Source organism: Sphingobium sp. MI1205 (assembly GCF_001563285.1).
GTDB lineage: Bacteria > Pseudomonadota > Alphaproteobacteria > Sphingomonadales > Sphingomonadaceae > Sphingobium.
In genome coordinates, this window is sequence record NZ_CP005188.1 from 2,173,859 (window position 1) to 2,192,703 (window position 18,845).

At 63.6% G+C, this 18,845-nt stretch carries 19 protein-coding genes and 1 pseudogene; 5 read left to right on the forward strand and 15 right to left on the reverse strand.

The window, feature by feature from the left end; genetic code table 11:
• Genes K663_RS10535 through K663_RS10550 form a run of 4 tightly spaced genes read left to right on the forward strand, consistent with a single transcriptional unit; the run spans position 1 to position 2,989 of the window.
• A complete protein-coding gene (locus K663_RS10535) occupies positions 1-813 on the forward strand; it encodes a ThuA domain-containing protein (protein WP_062117097.1) in 813 nt (270 codons plus the stop codon).
• Positions 814-852: 39 nt separating this feature from the next.
• Complete coding sequence (locus K663_RS10540) at positions 853-1,404, forward strand: VOC family protein (protein WP_083535877.1); 552 nt, start codon at positions 853-855, stop codon at positions 1,402-1,404.
• A complete protein-coding gene (locus K663_RS10545; protein ID WP_062117100.1) occupies positions 1,401-2,180 on the forward strand; it encodes an SDR family NAD(P)-dependent oxidoreductase in 780 nt (259 codons plus the stop codon). The genes K663_RS10540 and K663_RS10545 overlap by 4 nt, the downstream gene beginning before the upstream one ends.
• 23 nt (positions 2,181-2,203) lie before the next feature.
• Positions 2,204-2,989, forward strand: coding sequence for a ThuA domain-containing protein (locus tag K663_RS10550; protein ID WP_062117103.1), 786 nt, complete (start codon positions 2,204-2,206; stop codon positions 2,987-2,989).
• A 190-nt stretch (positions 2,990-3,179) separates the two neighbouring features.
• Here the strand turns inward: K663_RS10550 and K663_RS10555 are convergent.
• Together K663_RS10555 and K663_RS10560 are read right to left on the reverse strand one after the other, a co-directional pair.
• Positions 3,180-3,326 (reverse strand): annotated as a pseudogene (locus tag K663_RS10555) (IS630 family transposase); the annotation flags it as partial.
• Positions 3,327-3,411: 85 nt separating this feature from the next.
• Positions 3,412-5,187 (reverse strand): SLC13 family permease, encoded by a 1,776-nt coding sequence (locus K663_RS10560; RefSeq protein WP_062117106.1) that lies wholly within the window; start codon positions 5,185-5,187, stop codon positions 3,412-3,414.
• A 232-nt stretch (positions 5,188-5,419) separates the two neighbouring features.
• Here K663_RS10560 and K663_RS10565 point away from each other — a divergent pair, with 232 nt between their 5' ends.
• Positions 5,420-6,715: a mechanosensitive ion channel family protein gene (locus tag K663_RS10565; protein ID WP_062117109.1), complete on the forward strand. Its 1,296-nt coding sequence runs from the start codon at positions 5,420-5,422 to the stop codon at positions 6,713-6,715.
• 67 nt (positions 6,716-6,782) lie between these two features.
• Here the strand turns inward: K663_RS10565 and K663_RS10570 are convergent, their stop codons facing one another.
• The 13 genes from K663_RS10570 to K663_RS10630 form a co-directional block, all read right to left on the reverse strand.
• Positions 6,783-7,532, reverse strand: coding sequence for a prepilin peptidase (locus tag K663_RS10570; protein WP_062117112.1), 750 nt, complete (start codon positions 7,530-7,532; stop codon positions 6,783-6,785).
• Complete coding sequence (gene gspN / locus K663_RS10575) at positions 7,529-8,251, reverse strand: type II secretion system protein N (protein ID WP_062117115.1); 723 nt, start codon at positions 8,249-8,251, stop codon at positions 7,529-7,531. Before gspN ends, K663_RS10570 begins: the two co-directional genes overlap by 4 nt.
• Positions 8,248-8,736 (reverse strand): type II secretion system protein GspM, encoded by a 489-nt coding sequence (gene gspM / locus K663_RS10580; RefSeq protein ID WP_062117118.1) that lies wholly within the window; start codon positions 8,734-8,736, stop codon positions 8,248-8,250. The genes gspN and gspM overlap by 4 nt, the downstream gene beginning before the upstream one ends.
• A complete protein-coding gene (gspL, locus tag K663_RS10585; protein WP_062117121.1) occupies positions 8,733-9,842 on the reverse strand; it encodes a type II secretion system protein GspL in 1,110 nt (369 codons plus the stop codon). The genes gspM and gspL overlap by 4 nt, the downstream gene beginning before the upstream one ends.
• Positions 9,839-10,828 (reverse strand): type II secretion system minor pseudopilin GspK, encoded by a 990-nt coding sequence (gene gspK / locus K663_RS10590; protein ID WP_062117124.1) that lies wholly within the window; start codon positions 10,826-10,828, stop codon positions 9,839-9,841. Before gspK ends, gspL begins: the two co-directional genes overlap by 4 nt.
• The gene (gene gspJ, locus K663_RS10595) at positions 10,821-11,510 is read right to left on the reverse strand and encodes a type II secretion system minor pseudopilin GspJ (protein ID WP_083535878.1); all 690 of its coding nucleotides are present in this window, start codon (positions 11,508-11,510) and stop codon (positions 10,821-10,823) included. The genes gspK and gspJ overlap by 8 nt, the downstream gene beginning before the upstream one ends.
• The gene (gspI, locus tag K663_RS10600; RefSeq protein ID WP_062120734.1) at positions 11,510-11,836 is read right to left on the reverse strand and encodes a type II secretion system minor pseudopilin GspI; all 327 of its coding nucleotides are present in this window, start codon (positions 11,834-11,836) and stop codon (positions 11,510-11,512) included. The genes gspJ and gspI overlap by 1 nt, the downstream gene beginning before the upstream one ends.
• Before the next feature lie 58 nt (positions 11,837-11,894).
• Positions 11,895-12,302, reverse strand: coding sequence for a GspH/FimT family pseudopilin (locus tag K663_RS10605; protein WP_062120731.1), 408 nt, complete (start codon positions 12,300-12,302; stop codon positions 11,895-11,897).
• 106 nt (positions 12,303-12,408) lie between these two features.
• On the reverse strand, positions 12,409-12,843 hold the full coding sequence (gene gspG / locus K663_RS10610; protein ID WP_062120737.1) for a type II secretion system major pseudopilin GspG: 435 nt from the start codon (positions 12,841-12,843) through the stop codon (positions 12,409-12,411).
• Between the two features lie 145 nt (positions 12,844-12,988).
• Positions 12,989-14,206: a type II secretion system inner membrane protein GspF gene (gene gspF / locus K663_RS10615; RefSeq protein WP_062117127.1), complete on the reverse strand. Its 1,218-nt coding sequence runs from the start codon at positions 14,204-14,206 to the stop codon at positions 12,989-12,991.
• A complete protein-coding gene (gspE, locus tag K663_RS10620) occupies positions 14,199-15,743 on the reverse strand; it encodes a type II secretion system ATPase GspE (RefSeq protein WP_062117129.1) in 1,545 nt (514 codons plus the stop codon). The genes gspF and gspE overlap by 8 nt, the downstream gene beginning before the upstream one ends.
• On the reverse strand, positions 15,740-17,923 hold the full coding sequence (gene gspD, locus K663_RS10625) for a type II secretion system secretin GspD (protein ID WP_062117132.1): 2,184 nt from the start codon (positions 17,921-17,923) through the stop codon (positions 15,740-15,742). Before gspD ends, gspE begins: the two co-directional genes overlap by 4 nt.
• The gene (locus K663_RS10630; RefSeq protein WP_062117135.1) at positions 17,920-18,744 is read right to left on the reverse strand and encodes a type II secretion system protein N; all 825 of its coding nucleotides are present in this window, start codon (positions 18,742-18,744) and stop codon (positions 17,920-17,922) included. Before K663_RS10630 ends, gspD begins: the two co-directional genes overlap by 4 nt.
• Positions 18,745-18,845 lie beyond the last annotated feature (101 nt).

Genomic DNA, 18,845 nt, shown 5'->3' on the forward strand with positions numbered 1-18,845 from the left:
ATGACAATCGATTACCTCGCCGCACGTAACATCCTGGTCGCCGTGAAGGGTCATGCCTATGACCATGAGCCCTTCCGGACGATGCTGGACGCGATCGCGTCCGCCCGGCCGGGTCTGACCTGGACGATTGTCGAACAACCGGGCGTGGATGCATTGATCGAGGCGCAGGCGCTCGATCGTTTCGCCGCGATACTTTTTTATGACATGTCGGGCATCACCCCGGGCGGGCCGGAGCAACTTACCCTCATCGATCCACCCCACAAGCTCCAGCGGGGTTTCGAAACCCTGCTGGCGAAGGGCATGCCGCTGCTTTTCCTGCACCATGCGATCGCGAGCTGGCCCGCATGGCCGCGCTTCGCTCGTTTGACAGGCGGCCGATATCTGTTCCAGCCGCGTGTCATCGACGGCGTCCTGGTGCCCGATGCAGGATATATCCACGACCAGATCCATCACGTCGCACCGGTCATGCCGCATCCGGTGACGGCCGGGCTGGAGGACGGCTTCGACCTAGAGGACGAACTATACCTCTTCGATGTGTTCGAAGAGGATGTGATCCCGCTGATGGCGAGCGATCATATGTTCAGTACGTCGAATTTCCATTCATCCGCTCTTGCCGTTGGTGGACGGCTGTTCGACAATGAAGGCTGGGACCGGCCGCCGGGCAGTGCCCTTTTCGCATGGATGCGGCATGAGGGTGCAAGCGATATCATCTATATTCAGGGCGGCCATGGACCAACCGCCTACGGCAATGCGGGATACCGGACGCTGCTGGGCAATGCGATCGACTGGCTGATTAGGGACAAGGCTGCTTAAGGCGGCATTGAACACGAGAAAGAAGGACGTGACGCGCGAATGGTGATGGTTCCAAGATTCGGATCGGTGCGGCAGTTGGGCGTCGTGGTGAAGGATGCCGAGGCAGCGATGCTGCACTGGGGGCGCCATATGGGCGTCGGCCCCTTCTTCGTGATAGAGGGTGCGACATTTCAGGATTATCGCTACCGCGGTGTTCCCGGCCCCTCCCCTGTCTGCACATTCGGCTATGCGCAGGCGGGCGACCTTCAGGTGGAGATCATCGCCCAGACCAATGATGCGCCGAGCGGCTATCTGGACTTCCTCGCCAGCGGTCGGGAGGGATGCCAGCATCTGTCTTCTTGGCAGGCGTCGGATGCCGAATTCGAGGCGGTCTATGCGCAGGCGCTCTCCAGCGGCGCGCAGCTGATGCATGAAGGCTATGCAGACGGCTCCCGTTTCGCCTATTTCGCGACCGGCGAAGGCTTACCCGGCGGCCTGGCGTTCGAGATTGCGGTCGGCCTTCGTCCCGAACTTCTCCCCGTCCACGCCATGCTGCGGGCAGCGAACGAAAGCTGGGACGGCAGCGACCCCATTCGGCGGATGCCGTCATGAGCGGCCTGCTGTCTGAACGTGTCGCCATCGTCACCGGCGCAGGAGGCGGCATCGGCGGCGCCATCGCTTCAGCCTTTGCCGAAAATGGAGCGCATGTGATCGTCGCCGATTTGGCGGGGCAGGACGAGATGGCAGGCCGGATCGCCGGCATGGGCCAAAGCGTTCAGGCCATGGACCTGGACGTCAGCCGTCAAGACTCCATCAATCGGCTGACGCAAGCCGTGCTGGATCGGCACGGGCGCATCGACATATTGGTGAATGCCGCGGGCCGGTTCGATGCAACCGCGATCACCGACGTTTGCCATGCCGACTGGCAGAGGATTTTCGACGTCAACGTCTTTGGCCTGGCCGCCATGTCGCAGGCGGTGATCCCCTCCATGACCGCCCAGGGTAGCGGCCGGATCATCAATCTTGCATCGATCGGCGGGCGGCGCGCGGACGAAAAAACCATCGTCTATTCGGCCAGCAAGGCGGCGGTGATCAGTATCACGCAGGCGATGGCGCTGGCCTTCGCCAAACAGGGTGTGCGGGTGAACGCGATCGCCCCCGGTCCCGTGCGCTCAGGGCTTTGGGCCGAATTGGATCGCGACTTTAGCCGGCGCTATCTTCAAGCCGACCCTGGCGCCTTTACCGCTCTGGCGGAGGCGGCGACCCCCACGGGCGCGATCGCATCGCCCGAGGATATCGCGGGCACCGCCCTGTTCCTGGCCTCGTCGGCCAGCAATCATGTGGTCGGGCAAACGATCAACGTCGACGGCGGCGTCCTGTTGAGCTGAACCTAATCGGGAGAGGGACCCATATGGCAAAATATGGACGGCCGCAGGTCGAACTGATCATTGGCGGCGAAAATCATGATATGAACCGCGTCCGCCTGGCATTACTCGAGCTGCTCGGTGAAAATGAAAGGCTGCGGGTGCGTTGCGCTCCGGATTTCGGCGATGGAACGGCGCTGGCGGAAACCGATTTCCTGATCACCTACACCAACAATGTCTTTCCCGAAGGTGAGACTCTCGCGGCGCTCGAACGCTTCCTGGCAGGCGGCGGCCGCTGGCTGGCGATCCATGGCGCTGCCGCCTACACCCAGTTCAAGCCGCCGGCGGTCAATATCGGCGGCATTCAACTGCCCGGTCTTACCGACACGCCCGACCTCAAGCCCGAATATATGAACCTGCTGGGGGTGCGTTTCATTTCGCATCTGGCGCAGCAAGCCTACGCCATCACGCCCGGCCCCGTCGCGCATCCCGTGACCGAGGGGATCGGCGCGTTCGAGGTTGTCGACGAACCCTATATTCTGGAACTGCGCGGCGAATGCGATGTGCTGCTGGAGGCACGCTTTACTGGCGAAGCGCCAGGCTATGTGAAGGGCCCCTGGCTGACGGATGACGTTCGTCCCCAGTTGCTGCGACACCGCCACGGCGCGGGAGAAACGATGTATCTGGCGCCCGGCCATGCCTGTGGCAAATATGACCTTCGCCCCTTCATCGACGAAATTCCCGTTCAGCCGGGCCCGTGGGCAAGCGAAACCTATATGGACCTCGTCCGGCGGCTCATCGCCTGGGGCGTCGAGGCGGTGCCGGTGGACTGATCATTCGGGCAGCATTGAGGCCGACGTCCGCTACATAAATCTGATCGACGATGTGGCATTGTCGGAACAGAGGGACGCGACAAGCCTCGCAATTTCGTACCTTCGCCTGAAGTGGTCTAATGCCAACCTGCATTGATCAAAGCCGACGTGCCCATTTGCGTCGACCGATGCTCATGATGTGCCGCAGCCGCTAGATCAGTCTGTTCCATGCCTCGCAACAGTGATCGACGATGTTGTCGTGGGATGTGATGATGCGGCTGGAGAGCCAGTTGTCGCGCATGAACTGCCAGATGTTCTCCACGGGGTTCAGTTCTGGACATTTGGCCCGCGCTGGTACAGTGGATTGGTACAGCAGGGTTGGATCGCATAGCAGAAAACAACGGTTTTGCACGACGCCGCCGCAATCCTCTGCGATGTCAAATTCAGCGCAGCGGCCAGGTCCACAGAATGAGCGGCGTGCCGACAAGCACCACAATCAGGGACAGCGGCGCGCCCAAACGGGCGTAATCGCTGAAACGATAGCCGCCCGGCCCGAACACCAGCGTGTTGCACTGATGGCCGATCGGCGTGAGGAAATCGCAGCCTGCCCCGATCGCAGTCGCGATCAGGAAGGCTTCCGGGCGGTATCCCAGATCGTTGGCGAAAACGGCAGCGATAGGCGCCATGACCAGGACGGTTGCCGCATTGTTGAGGAACGGCGTCACCGCCATGGCCGACACCAGGATCAGCGCAACCGCTCCCCATGGCGGCAACGTCGCCGCGGCATGAGCAAGCCCCGTTGCGATCACATCCGATGCACCTGTTGTTTGCAGGCTTTCGCTGACCGGAATCAATGCGGCCAGCATGATGAGGATCGGCCACTCCACCGCTTCATAAGCCTCGCCCACCGGCAGCGCTCCAGCAATCACGACCACCCCGGCCGCAGCAAAGAAAGCCACCGCAACCGGGACCAAGCCAGTCGCCGTGGCAATCATGGCGATGGCGAGAACCAGGATAGGGAGCCATCCACGGTTCGATTTCCCCAACTGCATTTCCCGCGCCGCGAGAGGCAATGCGCCAAGTTGGCGCAGGCGATCAGGCAGCAAGGCGACCGGCCCTTGCATGACAATGACATCGCCCGCCTGGAGCACGATCTGGCCAATCTTGCGGGTCAGATGTTCGCCGGCCCGCGATATCGCGATCAGGTTCACGCCAAAACGCTCCCGAAGTGACAGGCGACCCGCCGTCCGGCCGATCAGCGCGGAATCGGTCGTGACCACCGCCTCTATCACACCGATCTCGTCGCGCTCATGCCCCTCGGCCATCGCCTTGCCTTCTCCGGTCAGCGAAAGGCTGTCACGGGCGATCACCCGCTCCAGCGCGTCAGGCTCGCCGGACAGGATCAGGATATCGTCCTGCCGCAGATGGACGTTGGGATGGACCGTGCCCTGCATGTCGCCGCGCAGCAGGCTCATCACCGCGATTTGATTATCGTGGCGCTCGGTGAACTCCGCGATCGTCTGGCCGATAGCCTCGGAACCCTCCGGTACTGACGCCTCAGTGACATAGCCTGAAATATTGAGCGCCTCTCCCATGGTCGGTGCGGCGCGGCGGTTGCGAGGAAGCAGCCGGTATGCAAAGCGCAGGAAAATAAGCCCGACCAGCAGCAAGCCAAAGCCGGTCGGAAAATAATCGAACATGCCAAAAGGCTCGCCGGTCATCTCCTCACGCACGCGGCTGACGATGATATTAGGCGACGTTCCCACAAGTGTCATAAGGCCGCCCAGCAGCGATGCGAAGGACATGGGCATCAGGAAGACCGACGGATTGGCCCCGTTCTTCTTCGCCATCTGGAAAGCCGCGGGCATCAGCATCGCCAGCGCTCCGACATTCTTGACCAGGGCGGAGGAAACACCCACCGATCCGGTCAGCACGAGAAGCTGTGACCGGACGCTTTTCACTCGCCTGGACAGAAAACCCAGGGCGATCTCGATCGCGCCCGATCGCCGCACAGCGGCAGAGATAACGAGCGCAGAGCCGACGATGATGACGATATCGTCGGCAAAGCCCTTGAAGGCGTCAGCCGGCTTGACGACACCGATGAGCAGCGCCGCGAGCAGCGCAATAACCGCCGTCACATCGTAGCGGAAACGCCCCCAAAGAAAGAGCGCCATCATCCCGGCCAGCGTGGCGACTGAAAGCCATTGGGGTAATGTCATCGGACCTCGTTGATGCGGCGGTGGCGTGCATGCGGTCTAACAGCAGGAAGCGTCTTGATGATCGGTGATTTTTTGCTGTTCGCCCACACAGAGCGGGTAACGCGCGAAACCGGTTTCGGTGGCGCGACCATCCCTCACTTGCCCACCGCGCCGAAAATTGCGACGAAAGGGATGAAATGGCGTTGTCCAGTGCCATGCGGTGTCCATGCCGCCTTCATGAGATGGTGCGCGCATGACCGAAGCGATCGAGATCTGGTTATCCGACATGGGCTGGAACTCCGGCATGGCGCACCTGGTGATCGCCGGATCGCTCGTCGCCTTTGCTGTCATCGCGGGCGAAGCGGCCGCACGTTGGGGCGGACCGGCATGCCGCCGGTGGGTGCGATCCGATGTGGGGACGCGGGGGGCATTGCTGGGCAAGCGCCTGCCAGAGCTTTTGCGTTTCGCGACCGGGGCGCTCATCCTCACCCTCCCCCTCGCCCTGCTGCCGTTTGCTGAGCCTGCGCTGACGATCATCGCTGTCGCATTCAGCGCCGCACTCATGATGACAGCAGGCTACGTGCTGCGCATCGCAAGTCTGCCGCTTTGGATGTGCATATTTCTCGCAGCAGTAGCTTTCGTTCTGACCTTGGCCGCTGCCCTCGGCGGTGTCGAAGCACTGGCGACCAGCCTCGACGCCACTGCGCTGCATGTCGGCAGCCGGCGGATATCCTTGCTCAACGTCGTCAACTTCCTGCTCGTGGGCGCCATATTGTTTGCCGCGACAAGAATAGCCAACCGCATCATGACGCACGCGGTGGGCCGCCTTTCGGCCCTTGATCTTTCACAACGCGCGCTGTTCCAGAAACTGGGAAGCCTTGCCGTTGTGGTCGTGGCGATCCTGTTTGGCGTCGATATATTGGGGATCGACCTGACGACGCTCACGGTTTTTTCCGGCGCGCTGGGTCTTGCGGTTGGCTTTGGCCTTCAGAAAACCTTTGGCAATCTGATCGCCGGATTGATCCTGCTGATGGACAAGTCCGTCAAGCCGGGAGACGTGATTGCCGTCGGCGATACGTTCGGGGCCATCAACAAGATCGGCGTTCGCGCGGTGTCCGTTATCACTCGTGATGGCAAGGAACACCTGATCCCGAACGAGCAGCTCATGACCCAGGCCGTGGAAAACTGGTCCTTTTCCAACCGGGACGTCCGCATCCACATTCCCGTTGTCATTTCCTATGACAGCGACCTGAAGCTCGCGCAAAAGCTGATGATTCAGGCTGCCAAGGCATCGCATCGGGTTCTGCCGAAGCCCGAGCCGACGGTCTGGCTCCTGGCCTTCGGTGAACGGGGGCTGGAACATGACATCATGGTCTGGATACTCGATCCCGAACAGGGTGTGGGGAATGTGCAGTCCGACATCCTCAACCGGCTATGGGAACTCTTCCAGACGCATGGCATCGGCCTGCCCTATCCCCAGCGCGACATCTATCTGCATACCGTCCCATCGCATCAGGCGGGCAGCGCGAACCTCCGCCACGAAGACTGATTGCGGACGCGAGAACTGCACGGATCGAAAGCTGTCGCCAGCATATCCGAAGCAGTGCCGCATGCGGCTATCTGATCAATCCTGACAACCACCAGCCCGGCAACGCCGCCAGCGCAATGCAGGTGCCGAGCGGCAGGCGCGTCGATCGATCCACCGTTCGCCCGCTCGCAATGCTCGCCAGCGCCCCCAGTAGGCCGAGTGATGCTCCCACTAGCAGGATGAAGGGCAAGGCTTGCCAGCCAAACCAGGCGCCCAGCCCGCCCAAAAGCTTGGCATCGCCCAATCCCAGGCCCTCCCGGCCTCGCACTGCTCGATATACGACAGCGACAGTCAGGAGGATTAGATAGCCCCCCGCCGCGCCGATCAACCGGTCCGGCAGGGATGGGTCCGTCACCCACAGGCCAGCTGTCAGGCCCAGGAAAGCCAAGGGCAACGTTAACGCGTCAGGCAGCCAGAAATGCCGCCAGTCCAGCACCGCCAGGGTCAGCAGGAGCCACATCAGAAGCGCCCAGCCAGCGCCGGCCAGTCCGGGCAGAAACCCGCAGGCGATCGCCCCGATGATCGCGCAGCCCATCTCCACCCGGCCGTGCAGCGGATCGATGGCCGCCCCGCAGCTTCGGCACCGCCCACGCAGCAGCACGGCGCTGAAAATCGGGACAAGGTCAACGATGCCCAATGTCCGGCCGCAGCCGTCGCAGGCAGAACGGCCGCGCATCACGCCGCGCCCTTCTGGCCAGCGCAGCGCCAGCGTACCAAGAAAACTGCCCGCAATCGCGCCTGCCATACCACCCAGCAGGGCCCATAACGGGTCGATCACAACGTCCCTTCGACCTTCAGCAGCTGCGCGCCACCCGCATCGGCAAATCCCGCCTTCGCAAGCGTACCGGCCAGCCCGGCATCGGCCGTCTCAACCCGCATCTCCGCAACGTAGCGCCCCGATCGCCAGATCCGCAGGTTGATCTTTTCAAGGCCCGACTGGCTGACCAGCGGCAGCAGCAGCGCATCGCCGTCACAGCTGGCCGTGCCCGACAAGCCTTGCGACAGGTTCAGGCCGGGAAACTGCCCCGCCAGTTGCGCGCGCACCCGGCCTTCGGCATGACCGCAGCGGTCGCCGGAAAAGTAAGCGGTCACATCCTCCATAAGCAGGCTGCCGATGGGCAGCGGCGCAAAACTGCGCCCCAGCGGCACCGCGCCGGTCACATCGTCAATGCCGATGCGGTTGAACCCTATCGTCAAGGCGCCACTCAGATCGTCGGCAGCCCCCCGTCGCCGCCAGATGTCGATACGCGCGCGGCCCATCAGCAAGGATATCGGGGAAAGCCCGGCCCGCACCGTTCCGATCGGCATCGTGCCCAGCATGAGTTGGTCGATGCGCCCGCTCCACAAGGAACCCCGCACCTCCCGCGCCGACACGCCGACCCGCTCCAGACCTGTCAGCCCCAGCGCAATCCGCATCGGCATGAACGCAATCAATCCAAACAGGAACAGCAGGATCAGGATGGCGCGCGCGCGGCCCGACAGTTGGAGCCCCTTCATCGCCCTGCCCCGCGCACCAACACCGCCTGCACCGAAACACTGCCAGCCGTCGGCGAAGGCCGCGCGCTCATCGTTTCCACCCGCACCCCCTGCGCCTCCAGAGCCGCAAGCCAGGAAAAGAGCGCGACCGGCCGTACCGACGCCATCGCGATTTCGATCCGCCCTGCCCCCTGGGTCTGCGCCCGTTCCAGCGTCAGTCCCGCCTCACCCGCGCTTTGGCCTACCAATTGATCGATCGCAGAATCCGCAGGCCCGGCATTGACGGTCCGGGGAAGCGTCTTGAGCAGGCTGACCTTCGCGCGCATCGCCGCATTGCGATCCGTCGCCTCGATCAACGCGTCATGCGCTGATCGCTGCGCCGATGCTAACGGACGCACGATGCCCAGCCATAGGATGACGACGCCCAACAGGGCGAACATCACGCCAAGCATCCATTGCTCGCGCGGCGACCGCTCTGCCCAGTAATTCTTTAAAGCTTCCGTCATGATCGCACCGTGATGTCCGCGAGCGCCCGCCCGCCGGGATCCTGCGAAGGCGTGGCCGTGATGGTGAAACCCGCCCCCTGCAACGCCAGCAATATGCTGTTGATTTCCTCTACCTTCGCCGCCGCCAAAGTCGCGCGGATCATGCCGTCAGGATCGCGCGACAGGGCGGTCAATGACACCCCCGGCGTATCCTGCAACGCGCCCAGCAAAGCCGCGACGGGCGCGGTAAAGGCATAAGCCCCAGCGCACCGCGCCGCCAGTTGCCGCTCGATCTCCGCCTCCGCCAGGTCCAGGTCGCCCGCGTTCGGCACCACCTGCCGCGCCAGCGCAAGGCTTTGCGTATCGAGGTTGGAAGCCGCCACATGCTGCCGCACCACCGCGATCAGGGTGATGAGCAGGCTCACCAGCAGGACAAGCGCGCTCCACAGCAGGATACGCCCGAACGTCCGCTTGTCCGTTGCCCGGCGCACCCGCTTGGCGAAATCACCCTGCCGCATGTCCAGCGGCGGGCTTAGCAGCGCCGCGATCACCCGCTCCTCCAGCTGATCGGGCGTGACATGCTCGACCACCGCGTCAGCCGGAAGAATGGGCGCGAGGTCGCCGGAGAAAGCAACGTCCTCGCCTCTCAACAGCACCTCGCCGCCAAGCATGCCTCTCGCCACGCCCTCGGCAGGTTCGGGCAGCAACAAGGGTGCGGGGACGATGATGTCGGGGTCCAGCCCATGATGCTGTGCCCATAACAGCCAATGCTGCATGTCGCTGCGCGCCGCTACCGCGACGATGTGAGCGGCCGCAGGGTCGTCATTCTCGTTCGCCGCCGCAAACAACTGATCGGCGGGCACGATGCCGGACGCCAGCGCCGCCAGCCGCGCCGCCGCTCGCCCCTGACGCGGCGCAAGTTCAGGATAATGCGCCCAGTGCAGGGTGACCAGCGCAGCGGGCGGCACCAGCATCACCACCATGTCGGCTGGCAGTGCCGTCAATCCGCAAGCCGCTAGCCAGTTTGCGCCCTCGCCGCTTTGCGTCACGACGCCATCGACCACGCGCATCCATAGCGGCTCTCCCTGCTCGGGCAGGGCTACGACCAGGCCGTCCCGCACGCTCACGCGCCGCTTCCCCAATTGCGGCGGATCAGCCTCGCCGGGCTCTGCCGGGCATCGATCAGCACCCGCTCGACAAGCTGTGTTCCCCCAACGTCCACCGTAATGTCCACCCCGAAAAATCCTGTCGTCAACTTGACCTGGTTGGCCGCTTCCTCAAGCGGATTGATCCCCTGGCTGGCGAGCGGCGCCCAAAACTGAACGGTGCTGCCGTAGCCCTCGGCAGGACGTTCCGCCAGCAATTGCCGCGCCTGCGCCACACTCACCTGCCCTTGCAGCAGCATCGCGAACAGCACCGCCTGATCGGGCAGCAGCGTGTTGATGTTGATCGGCGACAAGTCAGCCGTCGGCAGCGCACATACCCAGGGCCGCGCCAGATCGTAAATGGCAGGCGTCACGCCATGAACCGCCCGCAATTCACTGGCATCGACCATGAAGCGATTGGCGGCTCGATAGGGCCGCGCCGCCTGCGCGTAGGTCTCATCCTCCGCGCCGCCCGGCTGTGGTACGCTGTCGCTGTCGATCCAGTCGCCAAGTGACATCGCCGCCACCTGCGCCTGCCGTGCATCGACGCCCAGGGCCTGCAACAACGCCTGAAATTGCGAAATGCCCACCGGCCGGACTTTCAGATTGGCCTCATTGTCGCCAGCCACCACGCTGTTGAGGTTGAAGCAGTTCCCCGCGTCCCTCACCCGCGCGCTGGCCATGCCGCCGGGAACGGCGATGGGTTGCGGTGTTCCCATCCAATTGCCCGCCAGCGTCGTCTTGCCCGGATTTGCCGCTATCAGATCGCCGATCCGCAAACGCGCGATTTCCGCGCCCGCATCCGCAAAGGCCCGCGCCTGGTCAATCGCGCCGCCATTACCAGTCATGCGCGTCGCCAGCGCGAGCCGCTCCAGCGCGGTGGACGCCACCACCGCCATCACCGCCACCAGCAGCAGCACCGTCAGCAGAGCCGCGCCCCGCTCGCCTGGCTTGCGGGGATCAGGCACCAGCCGCCTCCTCTGGCAATCGCTCGGCTGGCCCTGGCCCGACCAGGAAACGCAGGGTTACGGGCGGCTCCCCCGTGCGCGTCACCGTCATCTCGACGGCCCGGGGCATCAGGTCCGGTTGGGTGGGCACCCATTCATCCCGCCAGTCCCCTTGCGCATCCCGGAAACGCAGGGCGACATCATCGACATTTTCCAGCAGGACCGCAGGCTCATCCCCTGCCGCGCCATCAACCTGCGCATAGGTCCGCCGCTCCAGCCGCCCCTGGCGCACCCAATATTCCACCTTTTGCAAGGAAGGCCGCGGCAGATCGCCCAGATTGTCCCAGCCCCCGCGCACGAACTGAAGCACGGGCACGGCTTCGCCCTCTCGATGCGACCAGAAAGCAGGCGCAAGCGTTCCGATTTCGGTGCGGCTGATGCGCGGCACTGCCTGCCCAAGATCAGCCGCCAGCGCGCCGCCAGCCCGCTGCACGGCAGCCAGATCGTCCAGACGCACCTTGATCTGCGCCTGCGCCGACACGCTGTTACCCAGCAACAGCACCCCCGCCGCCGACAACATGGCGAAAATCATCAGCGCGACCAGCAGTTCGATGAGGGTAAAGCCGGCTTCCCCCTTCTCCTCGAAGATCGTCTGTTCGGCATGCCCGTCCCGGCAGGTTTGCGGGTGAGGTAAAAGGCGCATCACTGCACCACCCGCACAAAGCTCAGCACGACGGGCGAAGATCCAGCCGCCCCATCGACGGTCAGGTTGACCTGCAACAGCCGCTTGTCGTCCATGACCCTGACTTCGCGCGTCCAGCGCCAACGCCGGCCGCCATTATCAACCTCGCCCTGCTGGCTACCCAGCGCAGGGGGCGCGGGGTCGGTCTGCACCTCCACCATCAGGTTTCGCGCGACGATCTGCCCCAACGCCTTGCTGTCAAGGTCCGCCGCGGTTCGCAGCGTCACGCCCTGCAACCGCACCAGCGCCAGCGCGGCCAGGCTGAACACCGCCAGCGCCACCAGCATCTCCAGCAGGGTGAAGCCCCTTTCACCAGCGCGAATGGGCGCGTCTGAACGACTGTTTTCAGCCACCGACCATGACCTTCCCCGCCATATCGACCGTCACCGACACACGCTCGGCTTCGCGCGCCAGCGTCACCGTCATCGCGTCGGTCGGCAGGCCCGTGCCGTCGAAACCGATCTGCTGCCGCCCGTCCTTGCCCACCAATGCCCGCGTGCCGCCTTTCCAATTGGCGGTGACAAAGGGCTTGTCTTCCAGCGGCACCCATTGCGCACCTTCGCGCCGCTGAAAACCATAGCCCGAAGCGGAAACCCACACGCCCATCGGACGGGCAGTCACGACCGCTTCGTCGCGCGCAGCGGCTACGCGCGCGGCGAAGCGGTCGGCGTCCTCGATCACTCTTCCGCGCGGGTCCGGGATGGCCAGAACGACGGCAGCGGAAATGAAGCCGATGATCGTCAGCACGACCATCAGCTCGACAAGGGTAAAGCCGCTTTCCGATCGCCCGTTGGTTTCTGGCCGTTCGATCGCCTGCCACGGCAAGCGCTCGACACGACGGAAACGGGCTTCGGGAATCTCAAAGCTCGCTGGAATAGAGATCGGCATTTTCACTGTCGCCGCCCGGCTGGCCATCCGCGCCCAGCGAACTGATATCGAATGCGCCCTTCCGCCCCGGCACGGCATAGGCATAGGGCCTGCCCCATGGATCGTCCGGCAGCTTCTTGATGTAGCCGCCACGCCGGTAACGCTGTGGCTGCGCCAACGACGCTGGCGGGTTGAGCAGCGCCTGCAGGCCATCGGTCGCCGATGGATAGGTCAGATTGTCCAGCCGATATTGCTCCAGCGCCTGCTCTATGGTGGCGATGTCGGCCTTGGCCTTCTCTACTCGCGCCGTGTCAGTCGCGGGGATCACATTGATAGCCACGATCGTCGCCAGCAATCCGATGATAACGATCACGACCATCAGTTCCACGAGCGTAAAGCCGTGTTCGGCGGAACGCTTCGAATGCATGAAGCCGTTCTCGATCGATCGGCGATCCACCCCCTCCCCGTTCGGGTTGAGCTGGTCGAAGCCCTTGCCTTCTGAAGGCGAGAGAAGCCCCTCGACAGGCTCGGGGCGAACGGAAGCCGGATCACAATCAAACATATTCACTCCTTCAGGCCCCGGTAAGGCTCTGCAATTGCAGGATGGGGAGCAGGATAGACAGGATGATGACGGCGACAATGCCGCCCATCAATATGATGATGACTGGCTCCAGCATGGCAAGCGCGGCCGAAGTGAAGCTGTCAAACTCCCGCTCCAGATAGTCCGCCGCTCGCTCCAGCATCGTGTCGAGCCGTCCTGCACTCTCCCCGCTCGCCGCCAGATAGACCAGCAGCGGCGGGAAGACGCCCGCCCGGCGCAACGCCGCCGACAGGCTGCCGCCACCCCGTATAGCCTCGACAATGTCCTCCGATGCCCGTCGCAAGACGCGATTATGCACCGTCTGCGTCGTCAGCGTCAGCCCCTCCATCAACGGCAATCGGCTCGCCACCATGGTCGACAGGGTCCGCGCCATTCGCGCCGCATGCAGATCGCGGATCAGTCGTCCCAGAAGCGGCAATCGCAGAAGCAGCGCATCGAACCGGTAACGAAACGCCCCCACCTTCAACGCTTGCCAGAAAGCGAATGCGCCGATCCCCATCAGGATCAGCAGCAGCCACCAATAGCCAGCCAGAAAGGCGGAAAGCCCCATCACCATGCGCGTCAGCAGCGGCAGGTCCTGCCCCACTGTGTCGAACTGCTCGACCACCTTGGGCACGACAAAGATCATCAACGCCGCAACCACGCACACCGCAAAGACCGCGAGCACAGTGGGATAAGCAATGGCGGTCAGTACCTTCGACCGGATCACCGCCTGCCGTTCCATCAGGTCCGACAGCCGCTCCATGATCGTGGGCAGGCTGCCTGAGCTTTCGCCCGCCGACACCATCGCCCGATACAGCGGGGGGAAACTCTTGGGCTCGGCGCCCAACGCATCGGCCAGCCGCCGCCCTTCCAGCACGCCGGAATGGACCTTGCTCACGATGGCCCGCACATGCGCCTGCTCGCTCTGCCGCCCGATTGTGCGCAGCGATTCTTCGAGCGGGCTGACCTGGATCAGCGTCGATAGCTGGCGGGTGAACAGCGTCAGTTCCTTGGCCGACAGCCGGGGCGCGCGCAGCGAAAGCCCGGCTCTCCGCGCAGCCTTTTCCACGGCACCCGGCTCGATCCGCACGATGAACAGCTTGCGCGCATCCAGCCTGGCGCGCGCATCGTCCATCGTATCGGCCTTGACCTTGCCCGAACGCTCCTTCCCGGCTGGGTCGATGGCGATATAGTCGAACTCAGCCATCAGCGATGGTTTCCGCCTCCGCCGCGTCGCGCCGCGACACTCGGATCGCTTCCTCGGCCGTGGTCTGGCCGTCGCGCACCAGCGCGCGGGCCGCCGACCCCAAATTCGGCGCATTCAGGAAAGCGTGGCGCGCGATCAGCGATTCATCGCCGCCGTCGTTAATGAGGCGGCGGATCGTATCATCCACGCGGATCGCCTCGAACACGCCGATCCGGCCCTTGTAGCCAGTCCCGCTACATGCCTCGCATCCCCGCGCCCGGTAGATGATCGTTCCGGGATCGAAACCAAGCAAGGCGCTGGCCGACTTGTCCGCCTGCACCGGCTCACGGCAATGCTGGCACAGCCGCCGCACAAGCCGCTGCGCAATCACCGCCCGCAGCGTCGATGCCAGAAGAAACGGCTCCACCCGCATGTCGCGCATCCGCGTGATCGCGCCAACCGCGTCATTTGTATGCACGGTGGACAGCACCAGGTGCCCTGTCAGCGACGCCTGCACGGCGATCTCAGCCGTTTCCCGGTCGCGGATTTCGCCGATCATCACCACATCGGGATCTTGCCGCAAAATGGCGCGCAGTCCGGCCGCAAAGGTCAGCCCGACCTTGGCGTTGACCTGCGTCTGTCCCACCCCTTCGATCGCATATTCGACCGGGTCCTCGACCGTCAGGATGTTGCGGGTGCCGTCATTCAACTGCCGCAAACCAGCGTAGAGCGTAGTAGTCTTACCAGATCCCGTCGGCCCCGTGACCAGAATAATCCCGTTCGGCTCTTGCAATCCTTCACGAAAAATCCGGTCCGCGGCCCCCGCCATGCCGAGGAGATCGAGGTTCATGCCCGCATTTTCCTTGTCCAGGATACGCAGCACCACGCGCTCGCCCGCCCGGCTGGGCAGCGTCGATACGCGCACGTCAAGCAGCTTGCCTCCCAGCGTCAGGCCGATGCGCCCATCCTGCGGCACCCGCCGCTCGGCAATGTCGAGGCGCGCCATCACCTTGATGCGGCTTACCACCACCGGCGCGACATGTGGCGGCATGCGCAATGTTTCACGCAGTACGCCGTCAATCCGCATCCGCACGATCAGTCCGGTTTCATAAGGTTCGATGTGAATGTCCGAAACGCCCTGCCGCGCAGCTTCTGCAATGATGCCGTTGATCAGCCGGATGGCGGGCGCGTCGTCCGCGCTGTCGAGCAGGTCGTCAGCCGTGGGGATGTCGGCGGCCAGAATATCCAGCTCATCTGCGCCAACCTCTAGCGAGCCCGCCATCGCAGCTGCGCTGCCTTCCATCGCATAATGATCGGACAGATGCTTGTCGAACTGCGCGCCATCGACAAAACGGACGTCGAAACTGCGGGCCAGATGTCGTCGTACTTCCAGTAATATGCGCGGGTCGCTGCCTTCGCGTACGGCTATCGTCAACCGTTCGCCTTCGACTGGCAACATGACGACCCCATTCTTGCGCGCGAAGATGTAGGGAATGTCCACCACGCGATGCGCGAAATGAGGCGCGACTTGGCCAGCATCATCGACGTCGTCGCTCATCGCTTTGATCCACTGGGGGAAACATCCACCGGCCGTATCACGCTGCTCGACCGGCGAGCGGTCGGCTCGATCACTTCTGCCGGTGGCTGCACCACCGCATCGCTCGGCTGCGTCGCGGCTGCCGGCGGCGTCGCGCCCATATAGTCGCGCACCAGTTCGTCGATGCTCGGTTCGACATCGGGATTGCGCCGCAACTGCATGTCGCGGACATAGCCGTAACGCTGCTGCGTCAGGCGCTGCGCGTCCTCCTTGGACCGCAATATGGTCGGCCGGATGAAGATCATGAGGTTGGTCTTGGTCCGGCTCTTGCTGCGCGACTTGAACAACTCGCCCAGCCCCGGAATGTCGGACAGCAGCGGGATCCTCTCGATCGTCTTGCGTTCATTGTCGTCAAGCAGGCCGCCCAATGCCAATATCTCGCCATCATCGACCGTCACCGTCGTCTCGATCTCACGCTTGTTGATGATGAGGTCGCTGCTGCTGTTGGAAACTGGCCCCGCGACGCTCGACACCTCCTGCTTAAGGAACAGCTTGATCGCGCCGCCGGTATTGATCTGCGGCTTCACCTCCAGCTTGACGCCGACATCCTGCCGCTGGACGGTGCGGAACTGGTTATCGAAATTCTGGCTCAGCGCCTCGCCAGTGGTGATGGGCACTTGCTGGCCCACCAGGATCGACGCCTTCTGATTGTCCAGCGTCATGACAGAAGGCGTGGACAGGATATTGCTGTCGGTATCGGACTTCACCGCATTAATGATCGCTCCGAAAATGCCATTCTGACCAATTTGCGTCCCAAGACCGCCGATCATACCGGTGGCGCTGGTCAGGCTGTTGAAAGCGGCTTCCTGCAACGTCGATTCCAGATCGCTGCTGTTGCGCGAGGATGTCGTCGTTGTCGTCCCGTTGCTTTCCACCGTGACTGTCGTGCTGTCTCCAAGCTCGCGAGCCGCGACGGCTCCGGCAATCGTCAGCAGATTGGGCGACGCATTGGAATAATTGGTAGCGGCAAAGCCCGTCTTGGTGCTGCCGATCAGGAACTGAACGCCCAGTTTCTTGGCGGCGGCATCGCTGATTTCGACGATGATCGCTTCCACCAGCACCTGCTCGCGCCGCGTGTCGAGCTGGCGGATCGTCTCGCCCAGCATGCGCTGCACATCGCTGTTCGCCGCGACGATGATGGCGTTGGCGCCTTCATAGCGCGTCACGATCGCCGGGCCGCGCGTCGAAATCCCATTTCCGGAAGACCCGCTGGACGGCATCGCCGCAGAAGCCGCCGCGGGCGGCGGCGCTCCATTTCCCGCCGCCGCAGGAACCGAAGCCGTCACCCCCGAACCGATCGATTGCCCGATCAGTTGCTGCAACACCGGCAACAGCTTTTCAGCGTCGGCGTGTTCCAGCCAGTAGACTCTAATCTCGGTTCCGCTCGCCGCCTGCCGGTCCAGATCGCGCGCCATCTGCGCCAAACGGGCGACCGTTCCTGAATCGCCCCGGATGGCGACGGAATTGCTGCTGTCGATCGGCACGATCGTCGCAGCCCGCTGAGCACCCTCGCCGCCGCTCTGCACCAACGCCTGAAGCGAAGTCGCGATCTCACGCGCGCCCGCATTGCGCAACGTCACCGTCTGCGTCGCCGCCGTGTCGCGATCTATCCGCGCCAACACCTGCCGAATGCGGCCGATATTATCCGCATAATCGGCCACCACGACGCTGTTACCGGCGCGGTTGGCCGTCACCGATCCATCCTTGCTCACCAGCGGCCGCAATGTTTCCAGTGCGCTCGCCGCATCGATAGAGCGCAGGCGGAACACCTCTGTCACGAACTGATTGCGGTTGGAACCACGCCCTACCACGCTGGGCTGCCCAGCCGCCCCATCGGCAGGCTGGATGCGATAGGCTCCACCCGGCGCTGGCACGGCCACCAGGCCGTTCGCACGCAGGGTGGACAGAAAAATCTCGAAATATTCGGATCGCGACAGCGGCCGGTCGGTCACGACCGACACTTTCCCTTGTACGCGATTGTCGATGATGAAGGTCCGCCCGGTCACCCGCGCGGCATCCTGAATAAACGCGCGGATGTCAGCGTCCCGTACATTCAGCGTCTGCTGCGCCAGCACCGGCGAAGCGATTGGCGCCGCCAGGACGAGGGCCAGGGAGGCGGAAAGAAGCAATTTTCTGGTCATTGGCCCTGCAGGGTTAGGTTGATCGTCGAAGGGCTCGCGCCACGCTCAACGGTAAGGGAAATCCGCGCTCCAGGGACAATCTTGCCCTGCAACGCCTGAAGATCGCTGGGGGAACCCACCGGCTGGCCATCGACCTGGGTGACGATATCGCCGGGCTGGAATCCGGCATTCTGGAACGTCGACCCCCGTCCCGTCAGGATGAGGCCGGTGACACGGCCATTTTGCATGCGTGGCGCAAAGCCGATGTCACGCTTCAACCCATCGGCCGTCGGGTTGTCGATGCCGGCTACCGGAGCAGGCTGCGCGCCTTCTCCCGGCGTGGGCGCATCCGACGCGGGCTGTGACTGATCGAGGAATACTTGTTCCTCGGCGCCACCGCGATCGATGGTGATATGATCGAACGCAACCGCCTTCAGCACGACGCCCGGCAATATCTCCTCGCCCACCGCAAAACTGTTCTGCACGCCATCCGGCCCCGCGACGATTGCAGATCCCAGCCCCGACCCCTCATTCAGCCGGATGCCGTAAACGGTCAGCGCCAACGAGGTGACGACACCGCCTCCCGCCGCCTGTTGCGGCCCGGCCCGATAAAATGGATCGAAGCTGGAAAATAATGTCTGCCGCGCGGCCACGCTGGGAAACTGCGCCTGCCTGCCTTCCCACGGCCCAAAGCTGCCGACCGGCGTCAGCACCGCCCATACCAGTCGCGCGCATTGCAAGACGAGAACGCCGAGCAGCAGCTTTTCGATGACGCGCGGCCATTTGATCGGCGCCAGCCGGCTGCCAAAGCTCTGAATATTGTCGCGAAACGGCACGCGCATGAAGCTGGTGATCCCCCTTGATACCGGCGCCTGCTAGGAAACTGTTTTTACTACTGGATGACAAACATGTGACCTATCTGTGACAACGGCAATTCGCAAGC

Coding starts and splice junctions, on each gene's coding strand:
- gspD (WP_062117132.1), bottom strand. CDS start 17,923: ATGACCAGAAAATTGCTTCTTTCCGCCTCCCTGGCCCTCGTCCTGGCG.
- K663_RS10565 (WP_062117109.1), top strand. CDS start 5,420: ATGACCGAAGCGATCGAGATCTGGTTATCCGACATGGGCTGGAACTCC.
- K663_RS10630 (WP_062117135.1), bottom strand. CDS start 18,744: ATGCGCGTGCCGTTTCGCGACAATATTCAGAGCTTTGGCAGCCGGCTG.
- gspE (WP_062117129.1), bottom strand. CDS start 15,743: ATGAGCGACGACGTCGATGATGCTGGCCAAGTCGCGCCTCATTTCGCG.
- K663_RS10605 (WP_062120731.1), bottom strand. CDS start 12,302: ATGGTCGTGCTGACGATCATCGGCTTCATTTCCGCTGCCGTCGTTCTG.
- gspF (WP_062117127.1), bottom strand. CDS start 14,206: ATGGCTGAGTTCGACTATATCGCCATCGACCCAGCCGGGAAGGAGCGT.
- K663_RS10560 (WP_062117106.1), bottom strand. CDS start 5,187: ATGACATTACCCCAATGGCTTTCAGTCGCCACGCTGGCCGGGATGATG.
- gspN (WP_062117115.1), bottom strand. CDS start 8,251: ATGAAGGGGCTCCAACTGTCGGGCCGCGCGCGCGCCATCCTGATCCTG.
- gspJ (WP_083535878.1), bottom strand. CDS start 11,510: ATGCGCCTTTTACCTCACCCGCAAACCTGCCGGGACGGGCATGCCGAA.
- gspI (WP_062120734.1), bottom strand. CDS start 11,836: ATGCTGGTGGCGCTGGCGGTGTTCAGCCTGGCCGCGCTGGCGCTGGTG.
- K663_RS10540 (WP_083535877.1), top strand. CDS start 853: ATGGTGATGGTTCCAAGATTCGGATCGGTGCGGCAGTTGGGCGTCGTG.
- K663_RS10535 (WP_062117097.1), top strand. CDS start 1: ATGACAATCGATTACCTCGCCGCACGTAACATCCTGGTCGCCGTGAAG.
- K663_RS10545 (WP_062117100.1), top strand. CDS start 1,401: ATGAGCGGCCTGCTGTCTGAACGTGTCGCCATCGTCACCGGCGCAGGA.
- gspG (WP_062120737.1), bottom strand. CDS start 12,843: ATGCATTCGAAGCGTTCCGCCGAACACGGCTTTACGCTCGTGGAACTG.
- gspM (WP_062117118.1), bottom strand. CDS start 8,736: ATGACGGAAGCTTTAAAGAATTACTGGGCAGAGCGGTCGCCGCGCGAG.
- K663_RS10550 (WP_062117103.1), top strand. CDS start 2,204: ATGGCAAAATATGGACGGCCGCAGGTCGAACTGATCATTGGCGGCGAA.